Source organism: Shinella sp. BE166, from assembly GCF_051201095.1.
Lineage (GTDB): Bacteria > Pseudomonadota > Alphaproteobacteria > Rhizobiales > Rhizobiaceae > Shinella > Shinella lacus.
On the sequence record NZ_JBPEHL010000013.1, the window covers coordinates 81,274 to 101,461 of the forward strand.

General features: G+C 63.1%; 16 protein-coding genes and 1 tRNA gene. 13 read left to right on the top strand and 4 right to left on the bottom strand.

Annotated features, from left to right (window positions below):
* Window positions 1-6 precede the first annotated feature (6 nt).
* From J2Y63_RS26000 to J2Y63_RS26010, 3 genes are all read left to right on the top strand, one after another.
* On the top strand, window positions 7-1,680 hold the full coding sequence (locus J2Y63_RS26000; protein WP_435268449.1) for a nitrite/sulfite reductase: 1,674 nt from the start codon (window positions 7-9) through the stop codon (window positions 1,678-1,680).
* A gap of 11 nt (window positions 1,681-1,691) precedes the next feature.
* Window positions 1,692-2,183 carry a DUF934 domain-containing protein gene (locus J2Y63_RS26005; RefSeq protein ID WP_435268450.1) on the top strand — a complete coding sequence of 164 codons (492 nt, stop codon included), beginning with the start codon at window positions 1,692-1,694 and terminating at the stop codon, window positions 2,181-2,183.
* A gap of 193 nt (window positions 2,184-2,376) precedes the next feature.
* The gene (locus J2Y63_RS26010; RefSeq protein WP_435268451.1) at window positions 2,377-3,189 is read left to right on the top strand and encodes a ferredoxin--NADP reductase; all 813 of its coding nucleotides are present in this window, start codon (window positions 2,377-2,379) and stop codon (window positions 3,187-3,189) included.
* A gap of 51 nt (window positions 3,190-3,240) precedes the next feature.
* On the opposite strand, the gene J2Y63_RS26015 is transcribed toward J2Y63_RS26010, so the two are convergent.
* Together J2Y63_RS26015 and J2Y63_RS26020 are read right to left on the bottom strand one after the other, a co-directional pair.
* Window positions 3,241-3,861 (bottom strand): GntR family transcriptional regulator, encoded by a 621-nt coding sequence (locus J2Y63_RS26015; protein ID WP_435268452.1) that lies wholly within the window; start codon window positions 3,859-3,861, stop codon window positions 3,241-3,243.
* A gap of 156 nt (window positions 3,862-4,017) precedes the next feature.
* On the bottom strand, window positions 4,018-5,373 hold the full coding sequence (locus tag J2Y63_RS26020; protein ID WP_435268453.1) for a M10 family metallopeptidase: 1,356 nt from the start codon (window positions 5,371-5,373) through the stop codon (window positions 4,018-4,020).
* A 166-nt stretch (window positions 5,374-5,539) separates the two neighbouring features.
* Here J2Y63_RS26020 and J2Y63_RS26025 point away from each other — a divergent pair, with 166 nt between their 5' ends.
* The 6 genes from J2Y63_RS26025 to J2Y63_RS26050 all read left to right on the top strand — a co-directional run bounded on the left by J2Y63_RS26025 (window position 5,540) and on the right by J2Y63_RS26050 (window position 14,886).
* Window positions 5,540-5,782, top strand: coding sequence for a hypothetical protein (locus J2Y63_RS26025; protein WP_256115881.1), 243 nt, complete (start codon window positions 5,540-5,542; stop codon window positions 5,780-5,782).
* Window positions 5,783-6,020: 238 nt separating this feature from the next.
* Window positions 6,021-7,280: a ferredoxin reductase family protein gene (locus J2Y63_RS26030; RefSeq protein ID WP_435268454.1), complete on the top strand. Its 1,260-nt coding sequence runs from the start codon at window positions 6,021-6,023 to the stop codon at window positions 7,278-7,280.
* Window positions 7,281-7,385: 105 nt separating this feature from the next.
* Entirely contained in the window at window positions 7,386-10,760 is a 3,375-nt protein-coding gene (locus J2Y63_RS26035) for a c-type cytochrome (protein ID WP_435268455.1), read from the top strand.
* A 69-nt stretch (window positions 10,761-10,829) separates the two neighbouring features.
* On the top strand, window positions 10,830-11,780 hold the full coding sequence (locus J2Y63_RS26040) for an OmpA family protein (protein ID WP_435268456.1): 951 nt from the start codon (window positions 10,830-10,832) through the stop codon (window positions 11,778-11,780).
* Between the two features lie 5 nt (window positions 11,781-11,785).
* Entirely contained in the window at window positions 11,786-13,360 is a 1,575-nt protein-coding gene (locus J2Y63_RS26045) for a caspase family protein (protein WP_435268457.1), read from the top strand.
* Window positions 13,360-14,886 carry a caspase family protein gene (locus J2Y63_RS26050; protein WP_435268458.1) on the top strand — a complete coding sequence of 509 codons (1,527 nt, stop codon included), beginning with the start codon at window positions 13,360-13,362 and terminating at the stop codon, window positions 14,884-14,886. The genes J2Y63_RS26045 and J2Y63_RS26050 overlap by 1 nt, the downstream gene beginning before the upstream one ends.
* A 99-nt stretch (window positions 14,887-14,985) precedes the next feature.
* On the opposite strand, the gene J2Y63_RS26055 is transcribed toward J2Y63_RS26050, so the two are convergent.
* Window positions 14,986-15,061 (bottom strand) — tRNA-Lys (locus J2Y63_RS26055).
* Window positions 15,062-15,293: 232 nt separating this feature from the next.
* Here J2Y63_RS26055 and J2Y63_RS26060 point away from each other — a divergent pair.
* Together J2Y63_RS26060 and J2Y63_RS26065 are read left to right on the top strand one after the other, a co-directional pair.
* Window positions 15,294-16,043: a cytochrome c biogenesis CcdA family protein gene (locus J2Y63_RS26060; protein ID WP_256115887.1), complete on the top strand. Its 750-nt coding sequence runs from the start codon at window positions 15,294-15,296 to the stop codon at window positions 16,041-16,043.
* Window positions 16,044-16,085: 42 nt separating this feature from the next.
* A complete protein-coding gene (locus J2Y63_RS26065; RefSeq protein WP_435268459.1) occupies window positions 16,086-17,048 on the top strand; it encodes an AEC family transporter in 963 nt (320 codons plus the stop codon).
* Here the strand turns inward: J2Y63_RS26065 and J2Y63_RS26070 are convergent.
* A complete protein-coding gene (locus J2Y63_RS26070; protein ID WP_435268460.1) occupies window positions 17,016-18,212 on the bottom strand; it encodes a UbiH/UbiF family hydroxylase in 1,197 nt (398 codons plus the stop codon). The genes J2Y63_RS26065 and J2Y63_RS26070 overlap by 33 nt on opposite strands.
* 249 nt (window positions 18,213-18,461) lie before the next feature.
* On the opposite strand from J2Y63_RS26070, the gene pcsA reads away from it, so the two are divergent.
* Both pcsA and J2Y63_RS26080 read left to right on the top strand, forming a co-directional pair.
* On the top strand, window positions 18,462-19,184 hold the full coding sequence (gene pcsA, locus J2Y63_RS26075) for a phosphatidylcholine synthase (RefSeq protein WP_256115890.1): 723 nt from the start codon (window positions 18,462-18,464) through the stop codon (window positions 19,182-19,184).
* 21 nt (window positions 19,185-19,205) lie between these two features.
* Entirely contained in the window at window positions 19,206-20,177 is a 972-nt protein-coding gene (locus J2Y63_RS26080; protein ID WP_435268461.1) for a quinone oxidoreductase family protein, read from the top strand.
* Window positions 20,178-20,188 lie beyond the last annotated feature (11 nt).

Consider the following 20,188-nt stretch of genomic DNA (forward strand, 5'->3'; position numbering starts at 1 on the left):
CTCTGCATGTATCGCTACGACGAATTCGACCACGCCTTTGTTTCCGACCGCGTTGAGCAGTTCCGCGACCAGGTTGGCCGCCGCCTGTCCGGCGAGCTTGCCGAGGACGCGTTCAAGCCGCTTCGCCTGATGAACGGCGTCTATCTCCAGCTTCACGCCTATATGCTGCGCGTCGCCATTCCCTATGGCACGCTGAACGGCCGCCAGATGCGCATGCTGGCGCATATCGCGCGCAAATACGACCGCGGTTACGGCCATTTCACCACGCGCCAGAACATCCAGTACAACTGGCCGAAGCTGAACGAGCTGCCGGATGCGCTGGCCGATCTCGCGACGGTCGAGATGCATGCGCTCCAGACGTCGGGCAACTGCATTCGCAACGTCACGGCCGACCATTTTGCCGGTGCTGCCGCCGACGAGGTCGCCGACCCGCGGCCCTATGCGGAAATCCTGCGCCAGTGGTCCTCCGTGCATCCGGAATTCTCCTTCCTGCCGCGCAAGTTCAAGATCGCCGTCACCGGCGCCGAGCGCGACCGCGCGGCCATCCAGGTGCATGATATCGGCCTGCACCTGAAGAAGGACGACGACGGCCGCATCGGCTTTGCCGTCTATGTCGGTGGCGGGCAGGGGCGCACGCCGATGATCGCCAAGAAGATCCGCGACTTCCTGCCGGAAGAGGACCTGCTGTCCTACACGACCGCGATCATGCGCGTGTACAACCTGCATGGCCGACGCGACAACAAGTACAAGGCGCGCATCAAGATCCTCGTGCACGAAACGGGTGCCGAGGAACTGGCGCGGCAGGTGGAAGTCGAGTTCGCCGAACTCAAGAACACCGAGCTGAAGCTGCCGGAAAAGGATATTGCCGCGATCACCGCCTATTTTGCGCCGCCGGAACTGGCGCCGCGGGCGGAAGGCTGGGCGAGCCTGGCGCAGTGGAAGAAGGCGGATGCGGAATTCGCCCGCTGGGTGCAGCAGAACGTGCAGCCGCACAAGCACCCCGACTACGGCATGGTGACGATCTCCCTGAAGCCCATCGGCGGCATTCCGGGCGATGCGACGGACGTGCAGATGGAGGCGGTCGCCGACATCGCGGAGGAATACGCCTTCGACGAAATCCGCGTCAGCCACGAGCAGAACCTGATCCTGCCGCATGTGGCGCTGGCCGATCTGGAGCCGATCTATCGCGGCCTCGTCGCGGCCGGCCTTGCGACGGCGAATGCCGGTCTCATCACGGATATCATTGCCTGTCCGGGGCTGGACTATTGCGCGCTGGCCAACGCCCGTTCGATCCCCGTCGCCCAGGAGCTTTCGCTTCGTTTCGGCGCGCCTGAGCGCCAGGCCGAGATCGGCGAGCTGAAGATCAAGATTTCCGGCTGCATCAATGCCTGCGGCCACCACCATGTCGGCCATATCGGCCTGCTCGGCGTCGAGAAGAAGGGCGAGGAGCTTTACCAGATCACGCTCGGCGGCTCCGGTGACGAGAACACCTCGATCGGCGAGATCATCGGCCGCGGTTTCGAGCCGGAGAAGGTGACGGATGCCGTCGAGGTCATCGTCGACACCTATCTGCGCCTGCGCCTCGATCCGTCCGAAATCTTCCTCGATGCCTATCGCCGCGTCGGACCGCAGCCCTTCAAGGATGCGCTCTACGGTGATAAGACGGCCGCGGCAGCCTGAGGAGTTTGGCGATGACGAAAATCTGGAACGAAGCCGGCTTCGTGACCGACGATCCCTGGATCCTCGAAACCGAAGAGGTGAAGGCCGGCTCGAACGAGAAGGCGGTGCTCGGTCTCGACGATTTTCTGGCGAAGACGGACGAAACCGGTCTCGGCGTGCTGATCAACCCGGCGGACGACGTGCGCAAGCTGGAAGGCCATCTCGACCGGCTGGCGCTGGTCGCCGTCGCCTTTCCGGCCTTCAACGACGGCCGTGCTTTCAGCCATGCGTCGCTGCTGCGCTCGCGGCTTGGATTCACCGGCGAGGTGAGGGCGGTCGGCGACGTGTTGATCGACCAGATTCCGCTGATGCTGCGCTGTGGCATCGACAGCTTTGCGGTGACCAACGCGACGGCGCTGAAGCGGCTTGCGGAAAACCGGCTGCCGGGCATCGAGAACCACTACCAGCCGACGGCGCGGGTATCGGAAGATGCCGGTTCCTACAGCTGGCGCCGGCGGGCCTGATTTCGAGCGCGACCGGCGAAACGCCGCAATCGTATTTTAGGCTCGCGCCGGAATAAAAACGACCGCCAAGCGTTGTTAGAAAAGAGATGCGCGGCCAATCGGCGCATTGGAACGGAATACCTTCCTTTGCCGCTCAACATGTAATATCTGCCTATCGTCAAGAATTTCCGACGCAGCCAGGATCGATCCCGAAATGAACGCACCTGCCAAGACCGAAGATTTCGTGCCCGCCATTCCCGCCGGCGTATTCGCCGAGACGGTGACGAGCGTGCAGCATTATACGGATCGCCTGTTCCGCTTCCGCATGACGCGCCCCGAGAGCTTTCGTTTCCGCTCCGGCGAGTTCGCCATGATCGGCCTGATGGTCGGCGAAAAGCCGGTCTACCGCGCCTATTCGATCGCAAGCCCGTCCTGGGACGAAGAACTGGAATTCTTCTCGATCAAGGTGCCGGACGGCCCGCTGACCTCGCATCTCCAGCAGATCCAGCCGGGCGACACCGTGCTGATGCGCAAGAAGCCGACCGGCACGCTGGTGCTCGACGCGCTCACACCCGGCAAGCGGCTCTACATGTTCTCGACAGGCACAGGCATTGCGCCTTTCGCAAGCCTGATGCGCGACCCGGAAACCTATGAAAAATTCGACGACGTCATCCTGACGCATACCTGCCGCGAAGTCTCCGAGCTGAAATACGGCTTCGACCTCGTCGAGGAAATCCGCAACCACGAATTCCTGGCGGAAGTCGTCGGCAACAAGCTGCGCCACTATGCGACGGTGACCCGCGAGGACTACCCGTTCCAGGGCCGCATCACCGACCTCATCAGTAACGGCAAGATGTTCGCCGATCTCGGCGTGCCGCATTTCGACCCGGCGGTCGATCGCGGCATGATCTGCGGCTCTTCGGCGATGCTGAAGGAAACCAAGGGACTGCTGGAACAGGCAGGCCTCATCGAGGGCTCCAACAACAAGCCCGGCGAATTCGTCATCGAGCGCGCCTTCGTCGATTGAGCGAAGGGCATATGGGATAAAAAGGGCGGCTTCGGGCCGCCCTTTTTCATTTCAGGCGGACAGCGAATCGAGCAGGTCGGCCATTGTCGTGGCTGCCGACGGGCCGTCGCCGTTGCGGATCGCGCGGATGACCTTCACATGCAGATCCACAGCACGGTCCATCTGCCGGTTGTCGGCGCGCGCGAACCAGAGCCTGCGCGCATGGGTCTGTAAGGGGGCGAGCGCGGCGGTGACGAAGCGATTGGGGCAGGCCTGCTCCATGATCTCGTCGAAGGTCTTGTCGGCCGCGAGAAATCCCTCCATGTCGGAATGGATCGAGCAGGCCGTCATCGTCTGCGCGCAGGCGACGAGCTGTTCGCGGTGTTCGTCGCTCGCATGCCGGGCGACGAGGTCGGCGGCAAGCGGTTCGAGCTGCCGACGCGTCGCCATGACGTGTGCATGATCCTCCGGGCGGATTGCCGTGATCTGCAAGCCGGCGCGCGGGCGCACGGCGATCAAACCCTGCCATTCCAGCTTCTGGATCGCCTCACGCACTGGCGTGCGGCCATGGCCAGCAAGCTCGATGAGCTGGCGTTCGGTGACCAGCGAGCCCGGCTTCAGCTTCAGCGTGACGATCAGCCCTTCGAGGGCGAGATAGGCGAGGTGGGCTTGCGACGCCGCAGTTTCCGTCATTCCCGAATCCCAGTTGATATATCACATGGTGGCATGTCGCAAAACGGATGTCCAATCGTCTGATATACCAGAAGCAGGTTTGCGCAATCGCTGGCAACAAAAAAGGCCGGAACCTCAGGGGTTCCGGCCGTGCTGTTCTCGGATTGTTGCTGGAAATCAGAGCAGGAAGTCGCGCGCGTCGAGATCTTTCAGCTTGAAGTCGTCGAGGATGAGGATGTCCGTGCTGGCAAGCTTGATGTGCACGTCGTCGCCGACCTGCGTTGCCTTGTTGAGCACGGCATTGACGCTGGCGAAATTGTAGCTGCGCAGGTCGATGTCGTCGATATTGTTCTTGAAGTCCGTGATCGTGTCGCGGCCGTAGCCCTTCTTGAACACGAAGTCATCGGCGCCGGCGCCGCCGGTGAGCTGGTCGGCGCCCCTGCCGCCGTCGAGCTTGTCATTGCCGACCATGCCGAAGAGCTTGTCGCTGCCAGCATTGCCCTGGAGCGAATTGGCCGCCTGGTTGCCACGCAGCACGTCATTGCCGCTGCCGCCCTTGGCGTTCTCGATCAGCGAGCGCGTGTCGCCCTTGAAGAGCAGGGCGTTGAAGATGTTGCCGCGCGAATAGGTGTCGCTTTCGAAGTTGAGGAGGGCGAGCTGGACGTCGCTGAACTTCGAGTGCGAGCCGGGGCGCAGGTCGACGTTGACGCCGTTCTTGTAGGAAGACAGGTCGTAGGTGTCCCGGCCGCCGCCGTCCCAGATGGTCGCGAAGATGCGGTTGGCGCCCGCATCGATGGCGACCTTGCCGTTGACGAGCGTATCGCCGCTGCCGGGGTTCCACTTGTAGACGGTGTTCGTCGCGTTGGTGGTAAAGTCGGCGCCGTACATGCGCTGCAAGGCGGCGATGTCGGACATCATGTAGGACTGTGCGTAGTCGAACTCGCCGTTGCGGTAGCCGTCAGCCGGGCCGCCGACATTGGAGCGGTAGGTCATGATGGAATATTCCATCGAGTCCCGGTTGGCGGGCAAAGCGGGGAAGCTGCCTTCGAATTCATGGCCGTGCTTGAGGCCGAGCGCATGGCCGATCTCGTGCAGCATCGTCGCCCAGGCATAATTGCCGGCGACCGGCGAGCGGTAGTCGAACTGCCGGCCGAACCACAGATCGCCGCTCTGGCTGCTGTTTCCGGGATAATAGGCCCAGGCCGTGGACGGCATGTCGGATTCGGCAAAGCGCAGGTTGGCTGTCGTGGTGCTGCCCTGCGAGACCGCCAGGTTGGTGAAACCCTCGACGGAAAAGCCGTTGTTGGCGGCATTGCCGAAGGCCGTGTCCAGCGCGAAGCGGGCGGCCGACTGCTGAAGGGAGGAGATCGTGCCGAAGCCGCTGTTGGGTTCGCCCGTGTAATCGTAAGCGCTCGACGAGGTCGGGAAAGCATAGGTCAGGGAACCTGACCAGGCAGAGCCGGACAACACGCCGTCAATGGTCGTTATGCCAGTCTTGTTGATGGTCTTGATGACCTTACCAGTGCCTGTCATGTCAAAATTCTCCTACTATGCTGGACGTTTTGTTTGCGTGCCTTGGATAGACCGCAATTCACTCCGATTCTGACGATGCTTGAACATCCACTCCGCCCATGATGGGATGGACACCTCGTAGCACAGAACGGATGATCGCCGAATGCTATTCGACCGGAGGTTAAAATTGTTCTCGAAGATAACCATTGTCGCCACGACCTGCCTTGTTCTCGCCGCGGCCGGGGAGGCGCCAGAAGGCACAGGCGGCATCATGGCGCGACCGTCTGATCCGGAAAAAGCCGTACAGGCGGAATATGAAAATCTGAAGTCCAAGGGCACGCGCGACGCGCTCGAGCTTTTCATCGCGCGCCATCCCGAACACCCGCTCGCCGACAGGGCGCGCGAGGACATCAAGCGGCTTGGCAAGTAGTCGTACCTTTGAAACCGCAGATTGAAGGGCGCTGCGAGGCGCCCTTTTTGCGTCTGTTTTCGCACTCCTGATGTTCCCTGGGTGACCTTTTCCAGCCTTCTTCCCGCGCATGCGAAACCAACCCGAATAAAGCCGGACGCCCACGCGTCGATAGGACGAATGCGGTTGACGAACGTCATGGGCCTTGCCAGCATGCCCCTGGAATTCGGACCGTCCAGTTGAATTGTGGGGGCATACGTTGACTGCGGGTTCCATCATCGCAACAATCCTGATCGTTTTCGCCGGCCTGCTGGCCGTGCCGGCCGTCAGCCATACAAATGCGGGCACGACGTTTTCGCTGATGGCCTCGTCCATGGCCTTCGTCGCCATGGGGATCGCGCAGTTCATGGCGACGCGCCCGCCCTTCATCGAGCGGCTTTTCGGCGGGCTCGACCGCATCTACCAGTTCCACCGCAAGATCGGCATCGCGGTTCTCTGTCTTATCCTGGTGCATTATTTCATTGCACCGGATTTCCAGGGCCTTGCTGTCACCAGCGGACTGAACATTCTCGCAGCGACGGCGGGCGAATGGGCCTTCTACGGCTTCGTCTTCCTGCTCATCCTCAGCATCGTGAAGGTGATCCCGAAGACGCGCTTCCAGATTCCCTATCAATATTGGCGCATCACGCACCGCTTCATCGGCCTGCTTTTCGTCATGGTGGCCTTCCATCAGATGTTCATCAAGCGGCCCTATGACGGCACGGCGTTCCTCGCGACCTACCTGAACCTCTTCGCGGCCGTCGGCATCGTCAGCTACGCCTATACGCAACTGCTGCCCTGGCTTCGCACCCGCCGCTACGAGGTGGTGAATGTCGAGCGCCACGAGGGCGCGACGATCATTTCCGCAAGGCCGATCAACCGCAAGCTCAGGGCCATGCCCGGCCAGTTCGGCTTCTTCCGCGTCAACAAGGCGGGGCTGCGCGAGCCGCATCCCTTCACCATCGCCGGCATCGACGAGGACGGTTCGGTCCGCTTCGCCATCAAGCCGCTCGGCGACTATACCAAGGCGTTGCGCGAGGGCGTCGCCGTCGGCGATGCGCTGACGCTCGAAGGCGGCTACGGGCATTTCAACCACAAGCGCGGCGGCAAGAATCAGATCTGGCTTGCCGGCGGCATCGGCGTCACGCCGTTCCTCGCCATGGCGAGCCGGCTGAAAGGCGACGAGGGGCAGGATATCCACATGGTCTACTGCGTGCGCGACGGGGCGGAGGCGATCGGCCTCGACACGTTCCGCGCGCAGGCGGAAAAGCTCGAGAACTTCAACTTCGTTCTGCACAATTCGGCGGTCGATGGCCGCTTCGATGCGACGAAGCTCGTGGCGGGGACCAGCATGAATCCGGCAGAAGCGGACCTGTGGTTCTGCGGACCGCCGCCCTTGCGGCTGGCGATCGAAAAGGGGTTGAGGGAACTCGGCAAGGCGCCGCGCCGCGTCGAGTTCGAGCGTTTCGAGTTTCGGTAGAGCAGTTTCGGCGAAAGCGCGCCAAGCGGTCTCGCTTTTGGAATTGTGTGAAAGAAATGGATTTCCAGCCGGTTCGCCGGCCTTTTGGAGCGAAGGGAACAAGCCATGCGCATGTTCAAGACATCATTCGTCCGTTCGGGTGCCCGGCTTGCCGCCGCTCTCGGCCTTGCGTTGGCGATCTTCTGTCCCGCGGGGGCTTACGCCATCGACCAGTTCGCGGCCGATGCCTACGGCACCTACCAGGCGAATGCCGATAACGGCAAGATCCTGTTCGGCGCCGCCGGCTGCGGCGCCTGCCATGGCTCGGGCGACAATATCGAACTGCTTTCGGGCGGCATGGAAATGCAGACGGCGATCGGAAAGTTCTTCGCGCCGAACATTTCCGCCCATCCGAACGGCATCGGCGGCTGGTCCAATGCGGACTTCCTGAACGCCGTTATGGTCGGCCTCAAGAAGAACGGCGACAACCTCTATCCGGTCATGCCCTACACCTCCTACGGCGGCATGAAGCCGGAGGACGTGCTGGACATCAAGGCCTACATCGATTCGCTGCCGCAATCGGATGCCGCCTCGAAGGAACACGAGATCGCGTTCCCCTTCAGCCGCCAGACGACGATCACGCTCTGGAAGCGCAGCCATTTCACCGTGCAGGCCTTCCAGCCGCGCGAGGAAACGCAGATGGAGCGCGGCCGCTACCTGATCGAGAATGTCGGCGGCTGCGGCGATTGCCACACGCCGCGCACCACGACCTACGGCCTTGACCTTACCCGCGCCTATGAGGGCGAGAAGGGCCTGACCGGCGCGGTCGCGCCCGATATCACCAAGGCCCGCATCAGCGGTCTTGCTTCGCATACCGTCTTCACCAAGGGGCTTATCGACGAGGGCAAGAAGCTCTCCGGTTCGCCGCTGTCCGATCCGGTCATGCGGCGCATCGCCCAAGGCCTTTCGACGCTGCCCGATGAGGACAAGCAGGCCATGTACGCGTTCCTTGCGGATCGCGAGATACCTGTAGAGGCACCTGTCGAGCAGAGCCAAACGCCCGTCTGCAGCGAATCGACGCCTGAAACGGCGCTGAGTGCTGGCGGTGGCAACGCGGAATCCGCATCTGCCGCCGATGCCTTCATCGGCAAATATTGCCGCAACTGCCACGGCCCGGGCGAAAGCTCTCAAGGGTCCTTCCCGGCAGGCGACCTTGCCTCGATCGCCGCCAATCCGGCCTTCGTGACCCCCGGCGATGCCGCCAAGTCGCTGCTCTATACCAGCGTCACCAGCGGCCGCATGCCGCTCGGCAAGCGTCCTAGCGACGAAGAAGTGCAGAGCCTCGCCACCTGGATCAACTCGTTGAACCAGTCGGATATCCCGACGGCGGTCGCCGCGACGGAAGCCAAGCGCTCGCGGCCGATGCTGAAATATCTCGATTTCGTCGAGCTGGCGCTGCGCGACATCTCCAAGGTCGACGAACACGACCAGCCGTTCATGCGCTACTTCAGCTATCGCGACCAGTATAACGGCATGATGAGCTGCGAATCGCACGAGACCTTCCTGAAGCGCATGAAGGTTCTCGCCGGCGGCTTCAAGAAACTGCTCAACTCGCTCTCCTACGGGCCGGAGCTCGTGCTTCCGGAAGAAGTCGAAGGGACCGACGGCCTGCTCGTGCGCGTCGACCTGCGCGATCTCGAATGGAGCGAGGACGACTACAACTTCCTCATCAACGAGTACTTCTACGGCGTAGACCCGACGAGCGACGCGCAGCTTCATTCGCTTGCCAAGGCAACGCAGACGCAGCTGCCGATCATGCGTGTCGACTGGTTCATGAGCAACGGCGCACGGCCGAAGGTCTACAACCGCCTCATGAAGCTGCCAACCAACATCGCCGAGCTCGAAAAGCGCTTCGGTGTGCCGGTCAACCAGAACATCGAGCGTCGCCGCATCGTGCGGGCCGGCTTTGCGGATGGTTCCTCGGGTGTTTCCGACCACAACCGCATGCTGGAACGGCACGACATGCCGTTCGGCGGCTACTATTGGAAGTCCTATGACTTTGCCGGTGACGTCGGCAAGCAGGTGCTGAAGCGCTTCCCCGCGGGTCCGGAGGGCATTCGACTGAAGGCCGGCCTGGAACCCTTCGATCATGACGGCGGCGAAATGATCTTCTCGCTTCCGAACGGCATGCAAGGATACTATCTCTCGACCGACAAGGGCGACCAGCTCGACATCGGCCCGACGGCGATCGTCTCCTTCCGCAAGCGGCCGATCGGCAAGGGCGTCGAGATCATCAATGCCCGCTCGTGCTTCGACTGCCACTTCGACGGCATCCTGTCCAAGCGCGACCAGCTGCGCGAGCATATCGAGACGTCCACGCTGTTCTCCAAGGACCAGCAGGACGAGCTGCTCGCCGTCTACGTGCCGCAGGAGGAACTGAACGAGGTCTACAAGCGTGACACGGACCGCTTCGTCGCGGCCCTCGATCGCCTCGGCATCACCGAGCCGACCTCGGGTGGCGGCCTGACCAGCCTGAAGGCTCCCGGCGGTGCCGAGATCTTCACCTACTTCGCCGACAAGTATGAGGACGAGCTGAACTTCGAGCAGCTTGCCGCCGAGTTCGACATGACGCCGGAGGAATTCTCCTCCGACATCCGTCGCCTCACCGACGTCAATGCCCTGCGCATCGGCCTCGACTGGGTTGCCACGCTCGAAGCCGGTTCCACGATCCCGCGCGTCGAGGTCGAGGAGCAATATGCCTTCATGCTCCAGCCGCTTCTCCAGCTCGATCCGTTGAAGCGCGGCGTCAACCCGGATGCGAACGCCGCCAATGCGGGCCAGCAGACGGCTGACAACAACTACCAGCAGCCGGTCGACAACAATGCCGGCTACCAGCAGCCCGAGCAGAAGCAGGAACAAAAGCAGGAGCAGGCCGTCAACAACGACGCCTACCAGCAGCAGACCCAGGGCCAGGCAACTCAGGGCCAGGCAACGGGCGACCAGTATGCCGGGGCGAGTGCCAACACGGCTTATGCCGTGCCCGCCTACAAGCAGGACGACAAGGCGCAGGCCGACAAGGTGAAACTTGCCGTGCATGTGGCATCGACAAGCGCCAAGGTTGGGGATTATCTGAGCTTCGAACTCAGCACCAACCACGCCTGCGAACTTCAGCTGATGTATGTCGAAGACACCGGCAATGTGGAAATCGTGCCGGATGTGATGATCGGCTCGACGACGCTGAATGCCGGCGAAAAACGCCTGATCCCGCAGCCGGGAACGGGTAACCTGACCTTCGATTCGCCGTCGCCCGGCGAAACGATGATCGCCTTCTGCAAGATCGGCGGTCTCGGCGACCAGAAACTGACGGCCGAAAAGGCCAAGGAACTGGTCGCCAACTCGAAGCAGCCGCTGACGCGCGGCCTCGCTATCAATCTCGCCAAGCAGGCCGAGAAGGACAACGGGGCAAGCGGTCTGCAGATGGTGACCTTCGAGATCAAGTGACAAACCGGGCAGGGGTCCTTCGGATCCCTGCCTGATCTTTTCCACGAGGACATGAGGGCTGGACCGACAATGCTGCTGCGATCTCTTTGCTTTGACGCGATACCGGGCGCAAAACCGCTTCGCACTTTTGCTGGAATTGCTCTGGCGTCGACAGTCTTCGCGCTGGCCGGAGCAGCACCTGCCACTGCGGCCTGCGATGCCTATACCGGCGTCACCGAAGCGTTCAATGCCGGCGACGAGCAGAAGGCCCGCTCGATCGCCGAGACCGCGAGCACGGCCAATTGCAGCGCCAACGAGCGCACGCTGACGGGCCGCGTCGCCTCGCTCACCGCCTTCAACCGCATCGCGACCACCGTCGGCAATGGCGGGAAACTCGCCGATCACCAGCAGGAACTGGAAGACCTCCAGCGCCAGTATGGCGGCCCCTGGCAGGTTTACGACGCGCTCGGCGATCTCGCCCGCGAGCGCAAGGATTACGAACAGGCCGCGCGGTTCTACCAGCTGGCGCTGGAAGACGGCTCGAACGAGACCATGACGCCGGACTGGATGGCGCCGGACGAGCAGTACATCCTGCGGCTCGACAAGCTTGCGGGCGAAATGCGGCTTGCCTCGCCCCGGCCGGTGCAGCTCGCCATGCGCGGCGGCTGCAAGGTCTCCTTCCGCGGCGTGAAGATCAAGAAGAAGTCGACGCCGGTGCGCTACGTCTTCGGCACGGCGGATTTCACGCCCGAGGGCGTCGAGGCCGCAAAAGACCTGGCGGAATGCCTGAAGACGATGAAGCCCGGTTCGATCAAGCTGATCGGCCATACCGACCCCGTCGGCTCGGCGGACGCCAACTACAAGCTGTCGCTCGCCCGCGCCGAGACGCTGAAATCCTATCTCTCCACCGCCGGTTATGCCGGCGCGATCACCACCGAGGGCAAGGGCGAAGACCAGCCCTTCAAGCCGGACGACGCCAGCGCCTACGATACGGATACGATGAACCAGCTGCATCGCCGCGTGGAAGTGGACGTGGAATGATGAAAATGCTGCCTCGATTGCTGGCGCTTTCCCTCGCCGTCGCCCTGCCGGGTCCCGCCTTCGCGGCGCAGACCTTCGCACTCGTCGTCGGCGTCGACCAATATCCGAACGATGTCAGCCTTGACGGCGCGGTGCGCGACGCCGAGGACGTCTATCGCTCGATGAGCGCGGCGGGCTTCACGGTCACGAAATTCACCAATGCCGAGGCACGCAAGGACGATATCCGCAAGGCCTGGACCGACATGGTGGCGCAGGCTGCCTCCGGCGATACGATCATCTTCACCTATGCCGGCCACGGCGCGCAGATGCCCGAGCTCATCGCCGGCGACGAGGCGGACGGGCTCGATGAATTCCTCCAGTTGCCCGGCTTCGATCGCAACCGCTACGAGGAAACCTCCAAGGAAATCATCGTCGACAACGAGATGAACGCCTGGTTCGGCGAAGCGGAAGGCAAGGGCGTGCATGTGCTCTTCGTTTCCGACAGCTGCTTTTCCGGCGGCATGAGCCGCTCGGTCACCGGCAAGACCCGGCTCGCGCCCGCCGTCACGGTGAAGCTCGCGCCGCCCTCGCAGGAGGCGATTGCCGGCGCCAACCTCAAGGACATCGACTTCAAGCAGGTGACGGTTCTGGCCGCGTCGCTGGAAAGCCAGCCAACGCCGGAGGTCATCATCGACGGCGAGCCGCGCGGTGCGCTCAGCTGGAGTTTCGCCCGTGCAGTGGAAGGCAGCGCCGACCGCGACGGCAACGGCATCATCACGCGCATCGAGCTCGAAGACTACATCTTCTCGAACGTGAAAAACCGCTCGGAAGCCTTGCAGGTGCCGAACTTCATGCCGCAGGTGGCGCGCTCGGAGAGCGAAGTCGTCGTCACGCTGACGCGCGGCATTCCGGTCAACAACGGCACGACGACCGAGACGGCCGACAATGATAACGGCGCCACGACGCCGGTCGTGGAAAAGACCATCAAGTCCGCAAAAGACCTCGGCTGGACCGGCAACATCGCCTTGCAGATCGACGGCGCGGGCGACAAGCCGAAGAATGCCGACGGCACCGGCACGCCCTTCCGCTGGGATGTGGCAAGCGGCGTCTTCTACACGCCGAACGGCGACGTCGCGGCGGAAAATGTCGATGCGGAGCGCATCCAGTCCGTGGTCGACAAATATGTCCTGCTCGACTTCCTGAAGGCGCTCGCGAGCCAGAATCCGGGCTCCGTTTCGCTGACGCCGGTCAAGGACATCTATGCCGCCGGCACGCGCCTGCGCTTCGACGCGCCGCCCGGCCGCTATCCGAACATGCTGGTCTTCAACCTCGCCAATACGGGCGAGGTGCAGTTCCTCGACATGCAGGCGGCCGGCACCACCAGTTCGCAGTTCAAGCTGACCGATGTCGAGATCGTGAAACCCTTCGGCGCCGACCACCTCATCACGATCTGGACCGCCGAGCCGGTCGATGCGATCGGCGCGGTGCTCGCAGACCGTGCCGTGACCTCGCAAACCCTGCTGCAGGCGCTTCTGACGCGGCTCGACGGCAAGGAGGCGAGCGTCGCCATCCAACCCCTTTATACGCGGGAAACGCTCTGATGATCCGTTACGCGGCAGCCCTTCTCCTTTCGCTCTGCCTGTTTTCAGGCGCCGAAGCCGCCGACAAGGCGCTGCTGATCGGCATCGGCACCTATGCCACGCTGCCCGAAAAGATGTTCCTCGAAGGGCCGAAGAACGACGTGCCGCTGATCGAGAAGCTGCTGAAGGAAAAACAGGGCTTTGCGCCGGAATCGATCCGCGTGCTGCTCGACAAGGATGCGACCCGCGCCGCGATCCTCGCCAGCATCGACGAATGGCTCGTCAACGGCACGCAGCCGGGCGACCGCGTCTATTTCTACTTCTCCGGCCATGGCCTGCAGGTGAAGGATGCCAGCGGGGACGAGGAGGACGGGCTGGACGAGGCGCTCTCCACCTTCGATATCGCCGCCGGCGATGGCGACTGGACCAATGTCATTCTCGACGACGAGATCGACGCGATGCTCGCCAAGCTGAAGGACCGCGCCGTCTCCATCGTCATCGACGCCTGCCATTCCGGCACGATCTCGCGTTCGCTGTCGACGGATGTCGGCGAATCGCTGGAGAGCGCGCGTTTCCTCCCGCGTCCCTTCGCCAAGCCGGTGGATGCGGTGAAGATGCGCGGCCTGCGCATCGACGTCGCCGTCGTCGATAAGCCCGACATCGCCAAGCAGAACGGCGTGGAAGCCTGGAGTGCCGCGTCCTCTTACCAGGTTGCCTGGGACGACACGCGCCTGCCGCCGGAAGAGCGCCACGGCGTCTTCACGCTCTCCTATGTGAACGGCCACGACATCACCGCCGGTGACAGCAACGGCAACGGCATCGTCTCAAATGCCGAGTTGCTGGAATATGTGAAGAAGCAGTCGCAGACCTATTGCGCCGCGCAGACCCAGTGCCAGGGCCTCGATCCGCAGCTGGAGGTCAATTACGCATTGCTCGGCGCCAGCGCCTCCACACCCACCGCCGACACCACTGCCCAGCAAACGCAGCAACAGACGCCAGACTACGGCAAGGTCGAGGAGGTGAAGGTCGAGAACACGCCGCAGACCGCTTATGTGGCGGCCGACCCGGTCGACGCCGTCGGTGATATCCTCGGCAAACCCGAGACCGGCGACGTCAAGGTCGTGCTCTCCTCCGATTACCTGAAACACGGCGACGTCTTCAAGATCACCGTGACCAGCAGCACCGGCGGCCACCTCATCCTCTACGACGTCGCCAAGGACGGCAAGGCGACCCAGATATTTCCGAACGAATCGGCCCAGAAGATCACGCCGCTCACCGCAAACATGCCGATGACCATCCCGGACGACTATTACGGCTTCGACTTCGAAGCCGAAGGCCCGAGCGAAAACGTGCTCGTCGCCATCGTCGTCGCCGACGACGTCGACCTCACCAAGGTCGCCCCCAGCGACTACGGCCTGACCAAGGAACTCGACGCCCGAACCACCATCGCCGACATCGCCGGCACGCTGAAGCAGACCTGGACACGGGATACGGAGAACCGCAGCGTGAACTGGTCGCTGGGATTGCTGAAGTACACGATCTACTGATCGAGTTCGGCTTCTCACTGGAACCCCGTTGGGTCCGGCGGAAAACACGCCGGTTAACGTCCGTGCGAAACCATGCTTGAATGTTTGCTGGAAACGTCGTGGTGAGCGCGCAGGGATTCGAACCCTGGACCTACTGATTAAAAGTCAGTTGCTCTACCGGCTGAGCTACGCGCTCCCAGGCGGCGCAAATGGAGCCCCGCGGAAGTGCGCGGAACATATGCAGGAGGGTTTGCCGGGTCAACCCGGAAAATGCGGCGAAAAACAGGTTTTGCTGCATTTCGCCGCGTTCTCCAAAAGGTGATTGGCAGGAGGGGGGCACGGGGGATATCAGAAGGCGCAAATGCGGGAACGGGCGAGGCCATGTTGGGGGGCTCGGCCGGTTCTGGCTTGCGGTCGCGGAGTAGCCCTTGTCGATAGCCGATATTTCCCTGTTGAGCGCGCTCCTGGCCGGGGCGCTCTCGTTTCTGTCGCCCTGCGTGCTGCCGCTCGTGCCGCCCTATCTCTGCTACATGGCGGGCATCTCGGTCGAGCAGTTTCGTGGCAACGATGCGGTGGCGGTGCGGCGGGATACGCGCGGTGCGGTGCTGCTCGCGGCCTTCTGTTTCACGCTCGGCTTTGCGACGGTTTTCGTGGCACTTGGGGCCGGCGCCTCGACGATCGGCATGGTGCTGCGCCGGCATCTCGATATCCTCGCGCAGATCGGCGGCGTCATCATCATTTTGATGGGCCTGCATTTCCTCGGGCTGCTGCGCATCGGGCTTTTTGCCCGCGAAGCGCGCTTCCAGGGCGGCGGCAAGCCGGCAACGGCGTCGGGCGCTTATATCATGGGTCTGGCCTTTGCCTTCGGCTGGACACCGTGCATCGGGCCGGTGCTGGGAGCGATCCTCGGCGTGGCGGCGGCGCGAGAAACGGTCGGCGACGGGGCGGCGCTGCTGGCGGTCTATTCGCTGGGGCTTGCAGTGCCCTTCTGGATCGCGGCCGGCTTTTCCGGCGCTTTCATGCGTTTCCTCGTGCGGTTCCGCCGCCATCTCGGCACGGTCGAAAAGGCGATGGGCGTGCTGCTCATTCTCACCGGCCTTGCCTTCATCTTCGGCTATATCAGCGCGGTCGCCATCTGGTTCCAGCAAACGTTTCCCATTCTCTCGCAAATCGGCTAGGTCGAAACATCATCCTCGGCAAGCGGGAATCGACGACGGCGCATGGCTGACATCATCGGATTGGTCCTGCCGTTCTTCGGCATGATCCTGCTGGGTTATGTGGTCGCAAAGATCACCCGGCAGCCGGTCGAGGCGCTCGGCTGGCTCAACACCTTCATCATCTACATCGCGCTGCCCGCCTTGTTCTTCAAGCTGGTGGCCAGGACGCCGATCGAGCAGCTGACGCGCGTCGATTTCATCGTCGCCAATATCAGCGCGACCTACCTCATCTTCGGCCTCGTCTTCGCCGTCGGGTTCTGGCTGCGGCGCGCGACCATCGGCGAAGCGACGATCCAGGGACTGGCCGCCGCCTATGGCAATATCGGCTATATGGGGCCGGGCCTGGCGTTGCTGGCCTTCGGGGAACCTGCGGCAGTGCCGGTGGCACTCGTCTTCTGCTTCGAGAACATGCTGCATTTCATGGTCGCGCCGGCGCTGATGGCGCTCGCCGGCGGCGAGAAGCGGCCGGCGATCCAGATTGCCGGCGGGATCGTGCACAAGATCGTCACGCATCCCTTCATCATCGCCACGGCGGCGGGCTTTGTCGCGGCCTTTGCCGGCTTCGAGCCGCCGGCGCCGCTGCAACGGCTGATCGACTATCTGGCACAGGCGGCCGCCCCTTGCGCGCTCTTCGCCATGGGCGTCACGCTGGCGCTGCGGCCTTTGAAGCGCGTGCCCATGGAGATCGGCTATATCGTGCCGGCAAAGCTCCTGCTGCTGCCGGTCACCATGTATGTCGTGCTCGGGCTTGCCGGTAATTTCGATCCGGTCTGGGTGTTCACCGCCGTGCTGCTTGCGGCACTGCCGACGGCGACGAATGTCTTCGTCATCGGCCAGCAATATGGCGTGTGGCAGGAGCGAGCGTCTGCGACGATCCTCATCACGACGGTGCTGTCCGTCGCGACGGTGACGATCCTGCTTTACCTGATCAAGTCAGGCCTGCTTGCGGGCGACCCGTTCCCGTAAACCGTCGCGAAACGCCTTGAGCGAGCCGCCGGGCTCGATGCCCTCGCGCATGACGATGCTGCGCAGCGGCCCGAGTGCCGAAAGCAGGTGCAGGCCTGCCGAGCGCAGGAACTGCACGGGCAGGAAATCGGACAGAAGCGAGCGGTTGAGCAGGTCGACGCTCATGGTGCGCGTGCGGATATCGGCCTGGCGCTTGCGATCGAAGCGCTCGCCGACGCCGTCGTCGCCCTCCTGAATGAGGTCCTTCAGTGCCATGATGTCACGCAGGCTGAGATTGAGGCCCTGGGCGCCGATCGGCGGGAAGGCGTGGGCGGCTTCGCCCACCAGCACGAAACGGCCCTTGCCGAAATGCCGGGCCGTCATGCCGGAGAGCGGAAAACTCTGCGGTGTGCCGTCGACGGTGACCTTCCCGAGCATGGACTGCATGCGCTCTTCCACGGCGCGGCCGAGATCGGCGACAGGGAGTTCGCGCAGCCGCGCCGCTTCCTTCGGCGGCAGCACCCAGACGAGACTGGAACGGCGGCCGGGCAGGGGGACCTGGGTGAAGGGGCCGCTTTCCGTGTGGAACTCCGTCGAGACATTGCCGTGCGGCCGTTCATGCGCAAAATTGAGCACGAGGGCGGCCTGCGGATAGGACCAGGCGCTGACGGCGATACCGGCGCTGTCGCGGATCTTCGATTTTTTGCCGTCGGCGCCGACCACGAGGCGTGCCGCGACGCGTTCGCCATCTTCGAGCACGAGTTCGACGCCGTGCTCGAAGGCGGTGGCGGCCGTCACGCCGCTTTCCAGCCGAAGGATGTTGCTCCGCGCGGCGATCTGCGTATTTAGCACCTCAAGGAAAGGCGCATTCGGGATGTTGTAGCCGAAGGCGGGAAGGCCGACCTCGCTGGAGCGGAAGGCGACCGGCGGGGCGCGCAGGAGCCGCGTCGTGCCGTCGAGGATCTGCATGGTTTCGAGGGCCGCGGCATGGCGCGCGATCTCATCCCATAGGCCGAGGGCCTTCAGGAAGGCGATCGACTGGTCCATCAGCGCCGTGGTGCGGCCATCGGCGGCGCGCGTGGGCGGGGCGATGAGCGCGACGCTTCGCCCCGAATCGGCGAGCGCGAGGGCCGCGAGGTTGCCGGCAAGGCCGGCGCCGACGATCGCGATATCGAATTCCTTCATGACCGACCTCTCAGACAGCGAAGCGTTACCCACAGGTTTGGCTGCTTCTACTGCGGGAAGACTAGGCCCGCAAAGAGGCAATTTCCATGGGATGAATCGGCGCAGGCGCCGGAACCGCCCGGCAGGCAGCTGATTTTCACTGGCGATGCCGGGCAATCAATGCATATTACCGGCAGTGACCGCGTAAGAGGGCGTGTTCGGCGAACCGCGGCCGATGAAAGCCCCTCAAGGGATGGACAGCCAAAGGCGATGAAGTTTTTCAACTACAAGCGCGTGCCCTACGCGGAAATCCGTGCCTTTTCCGTCCATATCCTGACGGCATCCGGGTCGTTCCTGGCCTTTCTCGGCGTCGTGGCGGCCGCCGAACACCGTTTCGTCGACATGTTCTGGTGGCTGGGCCTGGCGCTTGTCGTCGATGGCATCGACGGGCCGATCGCGCGCAAGGTGCGGGTCAAGGAAGTGCTGCCGAACTGGTCCGGCGATACGCTCGACAATGTCATCGACTATGTGACCTACGTGCTGCTGCCGGCCTTTGCGCTCTACCAGAGTGGCATGATCGGCGAGCCGTGGTCCTTCGTGGCAGCCGGCGCCATCGTCGTCTCCAGCGCCATCTACTATGCCGATATGGGCATGAAGACGGACGAATATTTCTTCTCCGGCTTTCCGGTCGTCTGGAACATGGTGGTGTTCACGCTCTTCGTTATCCAGGCAAGCGAACTGACGGCGTCGATCATCGTCTTCGTCTCGGTCTTCCTCACCTTCATGCCCATCAATTTCCTGCATCCCGTGCGCGTCGAGCGGCTGAGGGCGATCAATCTCGGCGTCTTCTTCCTGTGGGCGCTGCTCAGCGGCTACGCGCTTCTCCTGCATTTCGATACGCCGGCCTGGGTGGTCTGGGGTGTCGTGGCGACGGGGCTCTATCTTTATGTCATCGGCGCCGTCCTGCAGGCCTTTCCCAGCCTCGGGCGGTAGCCAACTCTCGGGAGAACCAGCATGACCAAGGCGATTGTCATCCGCAGTCTCGGCGGACCGGAAGTCCTGAAGCTGGAGGATGTGCCGCTTGCCGCACCCGGCCCCGGCGAGGTGCAGATCAGGCAGGCCGCCATCGGCCTCAACTTCATCGACGTCTATTTCCGCACCGGCCTCTACAAGACGGAGCTTCCCTTCGTTCCCGGCAAGGAGGGCGCCGGCACGATCACGGCGCTGGGTGACGGCGTCACGGATTTCGCCATCGGCAACCGCGTGGCCTATGCCTCGGCGGACGGCGCCTATGCGGTGGAGCGCAATGTCGCGACCAGGCATCTGGTGAAGGTGCCGGAGGGCATTTCGCTCGAAACGGCAGCGGCGATGATGCTGAAGGGCATGACGGCGCAGTACCTGCTGCTCCAGACCTATCAGGTGAAGCCGGGCACCGTGCTGCTGTTCCATGCGGCGGCTGGCGGCGTCGGCCTCATTGCCGGCCAGTGGGCGAAGGCGCTCGGCGCCACGGTGATCGGCACGGCCGGCTCGCAGGCGAAGATCGATCTCGCGCTGGCGCATGGCTATGATCACGTCATCGACTACGGCAAGGAAGATTTCGTCGTGCGGGTGCGCGAATTGACCGGTGGGGCAGGTGTCGACGTCGTCTACGATTCCGTCGGCAAGGACACGTTCCCGCAGTCGCTGGACTGCCTGAAGCCGCGCGGCCTGTTCGTCAGCTTCGGCAATTCCTCCGGCCCGGTCGATGCCTTCAACCTCGGCCTGCTGTCGCAAAAGGGTTCGCTCTACACGACGCGACCGACGCTCTTCGCCTACATCCCGACGCGCGATGCACTCGATGCATGTGCAAACTCGCTCTTTGATATTGTGCAAAGCAACAAAGTGCGTATCAATATTAATCAGACTTATCCGTTGTCCGAGGCAGGACGGGCGCACACGGATCTGGAAGCAAGAAAAACGAGTGGAACGACGTTGCTCATTCCCTGACACGACCCGAA